The sequence below is a fragment of the Thermopolyspora sp. NPDC052614 genome (assembly GCF_040678635.1).
GTDB lineage: Bacteria > Actinomycetota > Actinomycetes > Streptosporangiales > Streptosporangiaceae > Thermopolyspora.
This window is the reverse complement of sequence record NZ_JBFATZ010000014.1, coordinates 183350-197349: the sequence shown is the minus strand read 5'-3', so window position 1 is coordinate 197349 and position 14000 is coordinate 183350. Positions and strand designations below refer to the sequence as shown.

14 protein-coding genes and 1 tRNA gene are annotated in these 14000 nt (G+C 69.6%); 9 read left to right on the top strand and 6 right to left on the bottom strand.

Annotated elements, in window-relative coordinates; all coding sequences use genetic code 11:
- Nucleotides 1–124 precede the first annotated feature (124 nt).
- A tRNA-Pro gene (locus AB0K60_RS27135) sits at nucleotides 125–198 on the bottom strand.
- A gap of 22 nt (nucleotides 199–220) precedes the next feature.
- Entirely contained in the window at nucleotides 221–1150 is a 930-nt protein-coding gene (locus AB0K60_RS27130) for a metallophosphoesterase (protein WP_364060815.1), read from the bottom strand.
- 40 nt (nucleotides 1151–1190) lie between these two features.
- Between AB0K60_RS27130 and AB0K60_RS27125 the strand changes: the two genes are divergently transcribed.
- Nucleotides 1191–1646, top strand: coding sequence for a GatB/YqeY domain-containing protein (locus tag AB0K60_RS27125; RefSeq protein ID WP_364060812.1), 456 nt, complete (start codon nucleotides 1191–1193; stop codon nucleotides 1644–1646).
- A gap of 302 nt (nucleotides 1647–1948) precedes the next feature.
- Here the strand turns inward: AB0K60_RS27125 and AB0K60_RS27120 are convergent, their stop codons facing one another.
- Nucleotides 1949–4177 (bottom strand): transglycosylase domain-containing protein, encoded by a 2229-nt coding sequence (locus tag AB0K60_RS27120; RefSeq protein WP_364060809.1) that lies wholly within the window; start codon nucleotides 4175–4177, stop codon nucleotides 1949–1951.
- Between the two features lie 296 nt (nucleotides 4178–4473).
- Here AB0K60_RS27120 and AB0K60_RS27115 point away from each other — a divergent pair, with 296 nt between their 5' ends.
- The gene (locus tag AB0K60_RS27115; RefSeq protein WP_364060806.1) at nucleotides 4474–4770 is read left to right on the top strand and encodes a WhiB family transcriptional regulator; all 297 of its coding nucleotides are present in this window, start codon (nucleotides 4474–4476) and stop codon (nucleotides 4768–4770) included.
- A gap of 117 nt (nucleotides 4771–4887) precedes the next feature.
- Here AB0K60_RS27115 and AB0K60_RS27110 read toward each other — a convergent pair whose 3' ends face one another.
- Together AB0K60_RS27110 and AB0K60_RS27105 are read right to left on the bottom strand one after the other, a co-directional pair.
- On the bottom strand, nucleotides 4888–6048 hold the full coding sequence (locus AB0K60_RS27110) for an ArsA-related P-loop ATPase (protein WP_364060803.1): 1161 nt from the start codon (nucleotides 6046–6048) through the stop codon (nucleotides 4888–4890).
- A gap of 401 nt (nucleotides 6049–6449) precedes the next feature.
- On the bottom strand, nucleotides 6450–7454 hold the full coding sequence (locus AB0K60_RS27105; RefSeq protein WP_364060800.1) for an ArsA-related P-loop ATPase: 1005 nt from the start codon (nucleotides 7452–7454) through the stop codon (nucleotides 6450–6452).
- Nucleotides 7455–7543: 89 nt separating this feature from the next.
- On the opposite strand from AB0K60_RS27105, the gene AB0K60_RS27100 reads away from it, so the two are divergent.
- From AB0K60_RS27100 to AB0K60_RS27085, 4 genes are all read left to right on the top strand, one after another.
- Nucleotides 7544–7699, top strand: a complete 156-nt coding sequence (locus AB0K60_RS27100; RefSeq protein WP_364060797.1) for a DUF4177 domain-containing protein — start codon at nucleotides 7544–7546, stop codon at nucleotides 7697–7699.
- Complete coding sequence (locus tag AB0K60_RS27095; RefSeq protein ID WP_364060794.1) at nucleotides 7696–8166, top strand: RidA family protein; 471 nt, start codon at nucleotides 7696–7698, stop codon at nucleotides 8164–8166. The genes AB0K60_RS27100 and AB0K60_RS27095 overlap by 4 nt, the downstream gene beginning before the upstream one ends.
- A gap of 53 nt (nucleotides 8167–8219) precedes the next feature.
- Nucleotides 8220–9077, top strand: a complete 858-nt coding sequence (locus AB0K60_RS27090; protein ID WP_364060791.1) for an NUDIX hydrolase — start codon at nucleotides 8220–8222, stop codon at nucleotides 9075–9077.
- Between the two features lie 94 nt (nucleotides 9078–9171).
- Complete coding sequence (locus tag AB0K60_RS27085; RefSeq protein WP_364060788.1) at nucleotides 9172–9972, top strand: MBL fold metallo-hydrolase; 801 nt, start codon at nucleotides 9172–9174, stop codon at nucleotides 9970–9972.
- A gap of 50 nt (nucleotides 9973–10022) precedes the next feature.
- Here AB0K60_RS27085 and AB0K60_RS27080 read toward each other — a convergent pair whose 3' ends face one another.
- A complete protein-coding gene (locus tag AB0K60_RS27080; RefSeq protein WP_364060881.1) occupies nucleotides 10023–10715 on the bottom strand; it encodes a Crp/Fnr family transcriptional regulator in 693 nt (230 codons plus the stop codon).
- Between the two features lie 101 nt (nucleotides 10716–10816).
- Between AB0K60_RS27080 and nth the strand changes: the two genes are divergently transcribed.
- The 3 genes from nth (at nucleotide 10817) to AB0K60_RS27065 (ending at nucleotide 13883) form a co-directional block, all read left to right on the top strand.
- Nucleotides 10817–11536 carry an endonuclease III gene (nth, locus tag AB0K60_RS27075; protein ID WP_364060785.1) on the top strand — a complete coding sequence of 240 codons (720 nt, stop codon included), beginning with the start codon at nucleotides 10817–10819 and terminating at the stop codon, nucleotides 11534–11536.
- Entirely contained in the window at nucleotides 11533–12192 is a 660-nt protein-coding gene (locus AB0K60_RS27070) for a CoA pyrophosphatase (protein ID WP_364060782.1), read from the top strand. The genes nth and AB0K60_RS27070 overlap by 4 nt, the downstream gene beginning before the upstream one ends.
- 497 nt (nucleotides 12193–12689) lie before the next feature.
- Nucleotides 12690–13883: a MarP family serine protease gene (locus AB0K60_RS27065; protein WP_364060779.1), complete on the top strand. Its 1194-nt coding sequence runs from the start codon at nucleotides 12690–12692 to the stop codon at nucleotides 13881–13883.
- The last annotated feature ends 117 nt before the right edge of the window (nucleotides 13884–14000 follow it).

Below are 14000 nucleotides of genomic sequence, written 5' to 3'. Positions count from 1 at the left end.
CGATCTTCAGGCGCGCGCCTGGGGCCGCCAACGATCGCGTGATCGACATCAGGCCACCGACGCCCGGCCGACGAACGACCAAGGGCCTGATCGCCATCTCGGCGATCAGGCCCTTTACCTTGGGTCGGGGTGGCGGGATTTGAACCCACGGCCTCTTCGTCCCGAACGAAGCGCGCTGCCAAGCTGCGCTACACCCCGGTGCGGCATTGCCTCCGTAAGTCTAGCGGACTCTGGAGGTGGTCGTGCCTCTCCTTTTCGGCGGACGGGCGATCAGGGTCAGCAGGGTGGCCTCCGGCGGGCAGGCGAAGCGGGCGGGGGCGTACGGGGAGGTGCCCAGGCCGGCCGAGACGTGGAGCCAGGCGGTGGTGTGGCGGTGCAGGCCCTTGACGCGGGCGCGGTCGATGCCGCAGTTGGTGACGAGGGCGCCGTAGAAGGGGATGCAGAGCTGGCCGCCGTGGGTGTGGCCGGCGAGCAGGAGCTGGTAGCCGTCCATGGCGAAGCGGGTGAGGTTGCGGGGCTCGGGGGAGTGCATGACGCCCAGGCGGAGGTCGGCGTCGGCGGGGGCCGGGCCGGCGATCGCGTCGTAGCGGTCGCGGTTGATGTGGGAGTCGTGGATGCCGCCCACGTGGACGTCGAGGTCGGCGACCTTGATCCGGGCGACGGTGTTGTTCATGTCGAGCCAGCCGGCGGCGGTCATGCTCGCGCCGAGTTCCTCCCAGGGGAGGGACGGCATGTGCTGGGCGATGTCGCCCTTGGAGGTACGCCACAGGTAGCGGGCCGGGTTCTTGGGGCGCGGGGCGTACAGGTCGTTGGAGCCGTAGACGAACAGGCCGGGGCGGGACAGCAGCGGCTCGACGGCGCGCACGTAGGCGGGGACGGCGTCGGGGTGGGCGATGGTGTCGCCGGTGTTCACCACGAGGTCGGGGCGGAGCGCGTCGAGGGAGCGGACCCACTCGATCAGGCGCTTGCGGCCGGGCGTGAGGTGCAGGTCCGTCAGGTGCAGGATGCGGATCGGTCGCTGGCCGGGTTCGAGCACCGGTACGTCGAAACGGCGCAGCCGGAACCAGTTGCGCTCGATGATCGACGCGTAGGCCACGCCGGCCACGCCGAGGCCCAGGACGGACAGGGGTATCGCTGCGGCTTTCCTCACCTCAACATGATGCCCCACGCGAAGCGGCAAGATGGTCCCTATGAGTTCGTTGAAGGACAAGCTGAAGGCCGATCTGTCGGCCTCGATGAAGAACCGCGACGACGTGCGGACGCGGACGATCCGGATGGCGCTGACCGCGATCAGCACCGAGGAGGTCTCGGGGGACGCGGCCCGGGAGCTCTCCGACGACGAGATCGTCAAGGTGCTGACGAAGGAGGCCAAGAAGCGCCGGGAGGCGGCCGAGGCCTTCGCCGGGGCGGGGCGTGAGTCCCAGGCGCAGGCGGAGCTGGACGAGAAGGCGGTGCTGGACGAGTATCTTCCCGCGCAGCTCAGCGATGAGGAGCTGAACCGGCTGGTGGAGGAGGCCATCGCGGAGAGCGGAGCGGAGGGTCCGCGCGCCATGGGCCAGGTGATGAAGGTTCTCAACCCGAAGGTGGCGGGGCGGGCCGAGGGCGGCAGGGTCGCTGCGGCGGTTCGCGCACGTCTGTCGGGCTGACCGGCTTCTCCGCCTCCTTCCGCGTGCCTGCCGGGCCGACGAATTCCCCCAGGATTCCCCCGACGCGCCCCGGGCGGGCTGACCGGCGTGCCGTACCCGCTTCGATACAGGCTTCCGGACGGACGTGTGCGGCCGCGGCGCAAGCCGGCGGGTGACGAGGCCGACATAGGCCCACTTCGGGCGACGTGCGGGAATCCGAGCCGTTACGGACGCATCGGGTACGCGCGGCGGGTTCGCCCCCCGGACGCGGGAACGCCCGCGATGACCGGTTCTGTGATCGGTCATCGCGGGCGTTCTCGCGATCAGCGGCCCCGGTCGCCGAAGCGGTCGCCGAAACCGCCGCCGAAGGGCCCGTCGTCGAAGGGGCCGTCGTCGAAGGGGCCGTCGTCGTCCCCGCCGAAGGGGCCGCGGTCGTCGTCCCGGTCGCGACCACCGTCGCGATCCTCCTTCGGCTTCTTCGGGCAGCCGCTGCCCCTACAGCCACCAAAGCGCGACATATCCGGATTGGTGAAGGATGTGGGGTCGGTGTCGGCCAGGGCCTTCAGCATCGTCTGCTTCCAGATCGGGCCCGAGATCGAGGCGCCGAACACGCTCGGGTAGTACCGGCCGCCGATGGTGACGCCGCGCAGGGGGTGCTTGTACGAGCCGCGCGGGTCGCCGAGGCTGACCGCGGCGGCCAGGTCCGGCGTGTAGCCCGCGAACCAGGCCGCGCGGTACTCGTCGGTGGTGCCGGTCTTGCCGGCGGCGTCGCGCCCGATGCCGCCCACGCCGCTCATGGTGCCCTTGGTGAACACGCCCGACAGGATGTTGTTCACCGCGTCGGCGACCTCGGGCTCCATGACCTGCTTGCACGAGGGCTTGAACTCGGTCGTCTTGCCGTTGCGGTCGACGATCGCGGTGATCGCCATCGGCTCGCAGTGCTCGCCGCGCGCCCCGAAGGTCGCATACGCGCTCGCCACGGTCACCGGGTCCATCTCGTTGACGCCGAGGGTGAAGGTCTCGACCTCGCTGAGCTTCTTGCCGTCGGCCCGCTTGATGCCGAGTCGCTTGGCCGTCTTCACGACGTCGCAGAGGCCGACCTTCTGCTCCAACGCCATGAAGAACGTGTTGACCGAGCCCCAGGTGCCGGTCTGGAGCGTCTTGAAGCCGCCACCGCCCTCACCGCTGGCGTTGTGCACGGTGTGGCTGGGGTCGCCGACCCGCTCGCCCTTGCAGTTGTGGAAGGTGTCGTAGCTCGCCGCCCGATAGCCACCTCCCACGTTGATGCCGTCACCGAACCGCATTCCCTCTTCCAGGGCGGTCGCCAAGGTGAAGACCTTGAACGTCGAACCGGCCTGGAAACCCGCGCCACCACCATGTGCTACGTCCGCGACGAGGTTGTAGTTCGACTCGTTCTTCTTTTTGTTCGTGCCGAACTTCCTGCTGGCCGCCATCGCCCGGATCTCGCCGGTGCCGGGCACGATCAGCGCCTCGGCGGCCACGGGCTTGTCGCCGGCCCGGACGTACTGCCGGATCGCCTGGTCCGCGGCCTGTTGCATCTGCGGGTCGAGCGTGGTCTTGATGGTCGCGCCGCTGCGGGTGAGGAACTCCTTGCGTTCCTTCGCGGTCTTGCCGAACGCCTCGTTGCTCAGGATCTCGTGCTGGACGTACAGGCAGAAGTACGGGTATTTGCTCTGCTCACAGCCGCCGGAGATGTCCCAGCCCTTGTAGCCGAGCTTCTTCTTCTTGGCCTCGGCCGCCTCCTCCGCCGTGATCTTCCCGGCCCTTTGCATCACGTCGAGCACGAGGTTGCGCCGGGCGAGCAGGCGGTCGCGGTACTCCTTGCCCAGGTTGGGGTCTGTGATGTTCGGGTTCTGTACGGCTCCCGCCAGCGTGGCCGCCTCCACGAGGTTGAGCTCGGAGGCGTGCTTATTGAAGAACCGCTTGGCGGCGGCCTCGATGCCGTACGCGCCGGCGCCGAAGTAGGAGATGTTCAGGTACCGTTCGAGGATTTCGTCCTTGGTGTACTTGTCCTCGACGGCCAGCGCGTGGCGCAGCTCGTTCAGCTTGCGGTTGAAGGTCGGGGCGGTGGCCGCTTCCTTTTCCTTCTTGGTCTTGGCCTGGTTGAACAGCACCTGCTTGACGTACTGCTGGGTGATGGACGAACCGCCCTCGCTTACCCCGCCGCTTTGCAGGTTCTTCATCAGGGCGCGGAAGGTGCCCTCGATGTCCAGCGCGCCGTGCTGGTAGAACCGCTCGTCCTCGACCGCGATGATCGCCGTCTTCATGATGTCGGAGACCTTCGACAGCGGCACGGACTCGCGGTACTGGTAGTAGAACTGGGCGATTCGTTTGCCGGTCGCGTCCAGCACCGTGACCTTCTCCGGCAGCGGCGGCTCGTGCAGCTCCTCGGGAGCCAACCGCAGGGCGCCAGTGGTCGACATCACGGTGACACCGGCGCCGCCGACCGCGGGCAACGCGATCGCGGCGATCAGCACCCCGGCGGCGGCGCTGGCCAGCGCCAGCCGGAGGATTCGACTGATAGCGGCCATCGGACCTTTGCCTTTGCCTCGAGCTTGCACAGGTCAAGCCTACGACTCTCGGTAGAGGTGATCGGTACCATAAGTCCATTTCGATACGTTGTGTGCACGTCTACCCCCGGGGTGACTAGTCAATCCCGGCCACCTGGCCCGACATGACCATGCCGGAAATTGGTCCGCGCGGGGTCTGTCGAACCGAACACCGGGTTGCGTACGTTCTCCTCTGCGGCAACTGAATATGGAGGCTCGACGCCCGCGCCCGTCGGCCGAAGTGACGACTGACCACCTAAGGGGAGTGGGGTCGAAAAATGTGGATCACGGATTGGACCTCCCGTGCCGCCTGTCGTGGTGCGGACCCGGACGCTCTGTTCGTCCAGGGCGCCGCCCAGAACAGGGCCAAACTCATCTGCCGAGGGTGCCCGGTCCGTACCGAATGCCTCGCCGATGCGCTGGACAACCGCATCGAGTTCGGGGTCTGGGGCGGTATGACCGAAAGGGAACGGCGGGCGCTGCTGCGGCGGCGACCCGACGTCAGCTCCTGGCGTGACCTTCTGGAGTCCGCCAAGGAAGAGTACGAGCGGGACAACGAGTTGATCGCCGGCTGATATTCGGCGAGGGTCCCCTCAATGGCGAGGGGAACGTCCTCGCATTCCCGCCAAGCCGTCCATTCGGGGCCGTTGATTCGGGCCGCCGCCCGGTGTCGAGGATGACGCCGCGCATGATTAGGCGGCCAGAAGAGCGCCGATCTCACGCAGCCCTGTGAGATCGTGCACGTCCTCCGGCATCGCGGGCACCTGTGCGATCGGCACCGTGGGGTGTGCCGATGTGAAGTGCTCCTGTTCCCGATGTTCACGGGCGGCTAGCTGCATCCGCCCGGCGTGAAGCCGCAACACCGCGGCGGTCAGCTCATGTTCGTGTCGAGCTTCAAGGTCTTCGGCCGCGGCGGCGCTACGGGCCGCGGAGAGGGCCACCGCCGGGGAGCGGTGCACCCGATTGACCACGAGTCCCGCCAGGGGCATGCGCTCCTCGGCCAGTCGCTCGACGAAGTACGAGGCCTCGCGCATCGCGTCCCGTTCCGGCGCGGCGACCACGAGGAACGCGGTGCCGGGAGCCTGCAACAGACGGTAGGTCTGCTCGGCGCGCTGCCGGAAGCCGCCGAAGACGGCGTCGAGGGCCGAGACGAAGGTCTGGATGTCCTTGAGCACCTGGGCGCCGAGCACCTTGGTCAACGCCCCGGCGATGAAGCCGAACCCGGCGTTGAGCAACTTGAACGCGCTGCGGCCGCCCGCGCGCGCCGGAGCCATCAGGATGCGGATCAGCCGGCCGTCGAGGAACCGGCCGAGCCGCTCGGGCGCGTCCAGGAAGTCCAGCGCGGACCGCGACGGCGGGGTGTCGACGATGATCAGATCCCACTCGTCGGAGTGGCGCAGTTGGCCCAGCTTCTCCATCGCCATGTACTCCTGTGTGCCGGAGAAGCTCGACGACAGCGACTGATAAAAGGGATTTGTCAGGATTTGGTGGGCACGTTCGGGGTCGGCGTGGGCCTCGATGATCTCGTCGAACGTGCGCTTCATGTCGAGCATCATCGCGTGCAGCTCGCCCGTGCCCCGGGTGCCGGCGACGAGCCTGGGCGTGTTGTCCAGCTCGGTGAGCCCCATCGACTGGGCGAGCCGCCGGGCGGGATCGACGGTGAGCACGACCACCCGCCTGCCGCGCTCGGCCGCGCGCAGGGCCAGGGCCGCCGCCGTGGTGGTCTTGCCGACGCCTCCCGAGCCGCAGCAGACCACGATGCGCGTGCCCGGATCGTCCAGGATCGCGTCGACGTCCATGACCGGGGCCAGACGCGTGGCGTGCCCCACGGTCGCACCGCTCGCCGCGCTCATACCGCTCTCACCGCTGCCGCATTCCCGACGCCGGCTCCGGCGTCACTCCTGACGTACGTCACCTTTTCAACGCTCGTTACGTTCTTGCCGGTCATCGTGCCCCTAATTGGTCATCGCCGTCTCATGAACCGGCAACATTCCCGCAACGGACGACACTTCCCGAAATATCAAGATCTCTTGTACGTCGCCGGTCAACCGCAGGTCACGCCGCCATTCAACACGCGGACATCCTCCCCGGCGCGCCACCGTGCGGCCGACTCGCCCACATCCGGGACAACGTGCGGGCGGTGCCCGGCGTTCCACCGGCACGGCCGGCGATTGGCGATATCAGGCCGTCTGTTTCGCGGTTTTTGGGCGCGTCCGATGATGTAACGGACCAGGCGTCCGCGCCGCACCAGGGCTCAGGCGACGCCCCGCTCGCGAATCACCTCGGCGAGCTCGTAGAGCCCGGCGAGATCGACGCCCTCGGCGAGCAGCGGCAGCTCGTAGCACGGCACGCCGGTCTTGGCGAGCATCCGTCGCTCCCGCCGCTCAAGCTGGGTACGGCGGGCGTGCTCGGTGACCTCGACCGCCAGCGCCTCGGCGAGGGCCGTGGCCTCGGCGCCGTCGGCCACGCCGGTGGCCTTGAGCCCCAGCGCCAGCTCCTCGACCTCGAACCGCCCCTTGAGCGCCGCCTCCAGCGCGCTGCGCGGCAGCTCCTCCGCCCGCACCATGTTGATGAATACGCCCCCGGTGGGCAGTTTGGCCGCGCGCAGCTCGGCGATGCCGTCGAGGGTCTCCTGAACCGGCATCTCCTCCAGCAGCGTCACGATGTGCACGGCCGTCTCCGGCGAGGCGACCACCTTGCGGACCAGGTCGGCGTGGTTCTTGATCGGCCCCACCCGGGCCAGGCCGGCCACCTCGGAGGTGACGTTGAGGAAACGGGCCACCCGCCCGGTCGGGGGCGCGTCCAGGACCACCGCGTCGTAGGTCCGGCGGCCGGTCTTCGGGTCGCGGCGCCGTACGGCCTCGCTGGTCTTGCCCGTGACCAGCACGTCGCGCAGCCCCGGCGCGATCGTGGTGGCGAAGTCGACCACCCCCATCTTGGTGAGCGCCCGGCCCGCCCGGCGCATGCCGTAGAACATCTCGAGGTACTCGAGCATGGCGGCCTCGGGATCGATGGCGAGGGCGTAGACGTCGCCGCCGCCGGGGGCGACCGCGATCCTGCGCTCCTCGTACGGCAGCGGCGGGATGTCGAAGACCTGGGCGATGCCCTGGCGTCCCTCGACCTCCACGAGCAGCACCTTCTTCCCGCCCGCCGCGAGGGCGAGGGCGAGGGCCGCGGCGACCGTGGTCTTGCCGGTGCCGCCCTTGCCGGTGACGACGTGCAGCCGCACCCCGTCCCAGTCCGTGTCACGAGCGCTCATCACTTCGAGGCTACCCAATCGACATGCGGCGATACGCGGCCCTCCGGGGCGTGGCCCACGTCGCGGCCCGCCCCCGTTAGGGTTTTCCCATGCGGAAATGGGAGTACGTCACAGTGCCTCTGCTGATTCACTCGACCAAGCAGATTCTCGATAACTGGGGCCAGGACGGATGGGAGCTCGTCCAGGTGGTCCCGGGGCCGAACCCGGAGCAGTTGGTCGCCTACCTGAAGCGGGAGAAGGAATGACCGTGGACCCGGCCGCGCGACTCGCCGAGCTGGGCCTGACCCTGCCCGAGGTGCCGAAGCCGGTCGCGGCGTACGTGCCCGCGACGCGGACCGGCGATCTCGTCTACACCTCCGGCCAGCTTCCGTTCGTGGACGGGAAGCTGCCGCGCACCGGCAAGGTGGGGGCCGAGGTGAGCGTGGAGGAGGCGCGCGAGCTGGCGCGCATCTGCGCCCTCAACGCCTTGGCCGCGGCCGTGTCGGTGGCCGGGGATCTGTCGCGGATCGTGCGGATCGTGAAGGTCGTGGGATTCGTGGCGAGCGCGCCCGACTTCACCGGGCAGCCGCAGGTGGTCAACGGCGCGAGCGAGTTGCTCGGCGAGGTGCTGGGGGAGGCGGGCGCGCACGCGCGCAGCGCGGTCGGGGTGGCCGTGCTTCCGCTGGACGCCCCGGTCGAGGTGGAGCTCATCGCCGAGGTCCGGTCGGCGTGACACCATAGTTCAACCGAGCGATGTTCGGTTGAACTATGGGGGGAGGTGTCCGAATGGACGGAGTCGCGCTTTCCGCCGGGGCCGCGCAACGCGTCCGGGACGTCATCGAAGGCCGGGTGCCGCCGGTCACCGCCAGGGACGCCGCGACCGTGGTCGTGCTGCGCGAGCGGCCGGGGGTGCCCGGCACGATGCAGGTCTACCTGCTGCGCCGCAAGGCGAGCATGGCGTTCGCGGCCGGGGCGTACGTGTTCCCCGGCGGCGGGGTGGACCCGCGCGACACCGACCGCGACATCGCCTGGGCCGGGCCGAGCCCGGCGAGTTGGGCGCGTGTGCTGCGCTCGGACGAGCGGACCGCGCGCGGCCTGGTGTGCGCCGCCGTACGCGAGACCTTCGAGGAGTCCGGCGTGCTGCTGGCCGGGCCGAGGCCGGACACCGTCGTCGAGGACACCGCCGTGTGGGAGGACGACCGGCTCGCGCTGATCGACCACAGCCTGTCCTTCGCCGAGTTCCTCGCCCGGCGCGGGCTGGTGCTGCGCACGGATCTGCTGCGGGCGTGGGCGCATTGGATCACGCCCGAGGCGGAGCCGCGCCGCTTCGACACCCGGTTCTTCGTGGCCGCGCTGCCGCCCGGGCAGCGTACGCGGGACGTGGGCGGCGAGGCCGACCAGGTGGTCTGGATGCGGCCGGCGGAGGCGCTGGAACGGGCCCGGCGGCGCGAGATCCTGCTCATGCCGCCGACCCGCCGCACCATCGAGGAGCTGAACGGCTACCCGGGCGTGCGGGAGGTGCTGGCCGTCGAGCGGACGATCGTCACCGTCATGCCCGAGTTCGCGCTCGCGCAGGACGGCGGGCTGCGGCTGATCATCCCTGGCGAACGTGAGGGAACCCCTGTGCTGGAGGAGCGGGCGTGACACCCTGGCGTACCTGTGGCGATTTGACGGAAGCCGATTTGCTGAAAGCCGATTTTCTGGAGAAGGCCGCCCCCGGCGACGGGATGGTGCGGCGGTGAGCGGGCTGCACATCCCGGCATCGGGGCCGGACGGCGCCGGCACCCCCAACGCCGTCGCCGTGCTGGCGCCCAACCCCTCGCCGATGACGCTCGACGGCACCAACACGTGGATCGTCGGCCGTCCCGGCGACGAGCACGCCCTGGTCGTGGACCCCGGGCCGGAGGACGACGAGGGCCACCTGCGGCGCGTGCTGGACCGGCTGGAGGGGCGGCGGGTGACGGCGATCCTGCTCACCCACGGGCATTCCGACCACAGCGGGGGCGCGGCGCGCTTCGCCGAGCTCACCGGTGCGCCGGTGCGGGCGCTGGACCCCAGGCACCGGCTGGGCTCGGAAGGGCTCGTGGACGGGGACGTGGTGACGGCCGGCGACCTGGAGTTGCGGGTGGCGGGCACCCCGGGTCACTCGTTCGACTCGCTCTGCTTCTGGCTGCCGGAGGACGGGGCCATGTTCACCGGCGACACGGTGCTCGGCCGGGGCACCACGGTGATCGCCCCCGACGGCGACCTCGCCGACTATCTGCGCTCGCTTGACCGGCTGCGGGCGATGGTGGAGTCGGTCCGGGCGACGGCGCTGCTGCCGGGCCACGGGCAGGTGCTCGCCGACCCGGTGGGAGCGCTGGACGCCTACATCGCCCATCGGCGCGAGCGCCTCGACCAGATCCGGCGGGCGCGGGCGGCCGGGGCCAGGACGCCCCGGGAGATCGTGGAGATCGTCTACGCGGAGGTGGACCCGGCCCTGTGGCCCGCCGCCGAGATGTCGGTACGGGCGCAGCTCGCCTACCTGGACGAGACCTAGACGAAACCTCTAGACGAGACCTCTGGACGTCCGCGACCGGCGAGACCGCGCTACCGGGAACGGTTGTGCAGCCGCTCCCGGTCGAGGATCAGCACCGCCTTGGCCTCGATGCGCAGCCAGCCGCGCTGGGCGAAGTCGGCCAGGGCCTTGTTGACCGTCTCCCGGGAGGCGCCGACGAGCTGGGCCAGCTCCTCCTGGGTGAGGTCGTGGTGGACGCGCACGCCCTCCTCGGTCTTCTGCCCGAAACGGTCCGCCAGGTCGAGCAACTGCTTGGCCACCCGGCCGGGCACATCGGTGAACACCAGGTCGGCCAGCACGTCGTTGGTACGGCGCAGCCGCTGCGCCAGCGCCCGCAGCAGATGCAACGCCACCTCGGGCCGGCCGGTCAGCCACGGGCGCAGATCGTCGTGGCCCAAACCCGCCAGGCGTACCTCGGTGAGGGCGATGGCGCTGGCCGTACGGGGGCGGGGGTCGAACAGCGACAACTCGCCGAACATCTCGCCCGGGCCCAGCACGCTCAACAGGTTCTCCCGGCCGTCCGCCGCGGTACGGGAGAGCTTGATCTTGCCCTCCAGAACGACGTAAAGCCGGTCACCGGTCTCATTCTCGCTGAACAGCGTCTGCCCTTTGCTCAGGGTGACCTCGGTGATACCCGTACGCAGGGCCGCGGCACTCTCCCGGTCGAGCGCGGCGAACAGCGGAGCCTTGCTCAGCACATCATCGTTCACGATGCCTCCTCGCATATGATCGCGCACGCGCGGTCCCAGGGATGCCCGGACGTTGTAATTTATTGTGACGCACCCCACCAGCGGTCACACCGCCCCGGTCCGCGTAGGCTTACGGGGTGTCCCGCAATGCCGTTGCCGTAGGGGAGTCCCGGCTGGCTCTAGTAAGACGCGCACGACGGATGAACCGAGTACTGGCGGAAACCTATCCGGACGCCCACTGTGAGCTGGATTTCGGTTCGCCCTTGGAACTTCTGGTCGCGACGATCTTATCCGCCCAGTGCACGGACAAGAGAGTCAACCTGGTGACTCCGGTGCTTTTCGCGAAGTATCGGTCGGCCGCCGACTACGCTGGCGCCGATCGCGCCGAGCTTGAGGAGATCATCAGGTCCACGGGCTTCTTCCGGGCCAAGGCCAACAACATCATCGGAATGGGCCAGGCGATCTGCGACCGGTACGGGGGCGAGGTGCCGCGCCGCATGGAGGACCTGGTCACCCTGCCCGGCGTGGGGCGCAAGACCGCCAACGTGGTGCTCGGCAACGCCTTCGGCGTGCCCGGGCTCACCGTGGACACCCACTTCAAGCGTCTCACCACCCGCTTCGGCTGGACCAAGGAGGACGACCCGGTCAAGATCGAGCGAGAGGTGGGCGAACTCATCCCCAAGAAGGAGTGGACGATCTTCTCCCACCGTGTGATCTGGCACGGTCGCCGGATCTGCCACGCGATCAAGCCGGCCTGCGGCGCCTGCCCGCTGGCCGCGTTGTGCCCCTCGTACGGCACCGGCCCCACCGATGCCGCCAAGGCGGCCAAACTGGTGCGAACCGGGCTGTTCTCATGACCGAGTCGACTTCCCGTGAGGCGCCCGCCTGGTTGCACGACCTGACGGCGCGTGCCGCACGCTCCCCGGTGCCCGTTGAACTCCGCCCCCCGGAGGTCGGCGGGCGTCCCGCCGCCGTTCTGCTGCTGTTCGGCGAAGGGCCGCTGGGGGCCGACATCCTGCTCATCCAGCGCAGCGCCCGGGGCCGCAGGCACGCGGGGCAGCCGGCCTTCCCCGGCGGCGGCGTCGATCCGGGCGACGGCGGACCGGTGGGCGCGGCGCTGCGCGAGGCGGAGGAGGAGACGGGCCTCGATTGCTCCGGGGTCACGGTGGTCGGCACCCTGCCCGAGCTCTACATCTGGCGCAGCGACAACCGCGTCACGCCCGTCCTTGGGTGGTGGCACACGCCCTGCGCCGTGCACGCCGCCGCCCCCGACGAGGTCGACGCCGTCGAACGCGTGCCGATCGCCGAGCTCGTCGACCCGGAGAACCGGCTCCGCCTGCGCGCCCCCAGCGGTTACATCGGCCCGGCCTTCCGCGTACGCGGCCTGCTCGTGTGGGGATTCACCGCCGGGCTGTTGAACAACGTGCTCAAGGCGGGCGGTTTCGAGCGGCCCTGGGATCCCTCGCGTATCGAGGACCTCCCTCCCGACATCCTCAACCTCGCCTCCCGCTGAACCGATCATCGCCTGAACCGGCCTTTCGAGATCCGGCCGCCGCCATCAACTGAGGACCGTGCTCGGGCCGGTCGATGCCCTTCATGGGCTTGGCGGCATGCCCGAGGGCCCCGCATGATTCCGAGCCTGATTACGGCTTGATGACAGGCTTGATCACAGGCTTCGCCGTGCCCGGTGGCCGCATCCGGTGTGCTCGCCCGGATGCCTGAAGCCGGTGCTCACCCCGGGCCTCATCGTGGGTGAACCGTATATCGGAGGCGCGTATCGGAGGCGCGGCGTGATCCGTGGCCCTGGTGCGATGCCGACGACCCCTGGGTGCCGATCACGGCGGCCATCGGCGGCTTGCCATCATCGGGCGGCGGATCGAACGATGTGACCGGGGGAACACTCAGCGTGGAGGGGCGGGAAGGCCGGTGATGGGCCGTGCGGGATCTTTGGTAGACGTCACGTTGATAAACGGCGCACGGGTCGAAGGTCCGCTGGCTACGGTGGATATCGTGCAAGGTGATCTCCTCGACCTCATCCTCATCGGCCTGGTGATTGCCTTCGCCATATCCGGATATCGGCAGGGCTTCATCATCGGAGCCTTCAGCTTCCTCGGCTTCGTCGGCGGCGCCGTCCTCGGGGTGTTCATCGCGCCGCCCATCGCTCGCGCGGTCGTCTCCGGGTCGACCGAGCAGGCCCTGCTCGCCATCGTGATCGTGTTCCTGACCGCGACGATCGGGCAGTTCGCCTCGTCCACCTTGGGCGCGGTGGTGCGCAGCCACGTGACCTGGCAGCCGGCGAGCATCGTCGACTCGCTCGGGGGGACCCTGGCCAGCGCGCTGTCGGTCCTGGTGATCGCGTGGCTCATCGGCAATCTGCTGGTGGCCGCGCCGATCAAGCTGATCGTGCAGCAGATCAACGGATCGCTGGTCCTCAAGACAGTCGATCAGGCCATACCGGACGCGGCGAAGAACTGGCAGGGATTCTTCCGCGACTTCATCAACACCTCCGAGTTCCCGCAGGTGTTCAGCGACATCGGCGGGGGCCGGATCGTGGACGTTTCCCCGCCCGACCAGAGCGTCCTGGAGGGGAACGCGCAGATCGCCCGCGCCCGCCGCGCGATCGTCAAGGTGCAGGGCAACGCGCCCGCCTGCCGCAAGCGCATCGAGGGCACCGGCTTCGTCTACTCCAACCGGCGGGTGATGACCAACGCCCACGTGGTCGCGGGCGTGACGGAGGAACTGCGGGTCACCGACTCCGAGGGCAGGCAGCACGACGCCCGGGTGGTGCTGTTCAACCCCGCCCGCGACATCGCCGTCCTGTTCGTGCCGACGCTCGTCGCCCCGACGCTGAAGTTCGACTACACCGCCGAGTCCCAGGACGACGCCATCATCGCCGGCTTCCCCAAGGACAAGGGCTTCACCGCCCTGCCCGCCCGCATCCGGGTGCGCCAGCCCGCCACCGCCCCGGACATCTACCACCAGCGCGAGGTGGAGCGCGAGGTGTACGCCATCCGCGGCCTCGTCCAGCCCGGCAACTCCGGCGGCCCCCTGCTCACCCCGTCCGGCCAGGTATACGGCGTGATCTTCGCCGCCGCCACCGACCAGGAGGACACCGGCTACGCCCTCACCGCCAAGGAGGTCGCCCCCGACGCCGAGGCCGGCAGCGCCGCCGTAGCACGCGTAGGCACCCAGGACTGCGACTAATCCGCAATCGAACGCGCCGCCGCGGTCTGGCCACCTGAGCCCACCAGAACGTGCACCAAACGGACAGTCTGGGCCGACTCTCGGTGGGCGTCGGAACCCATGAGAAGGCGGGCGATG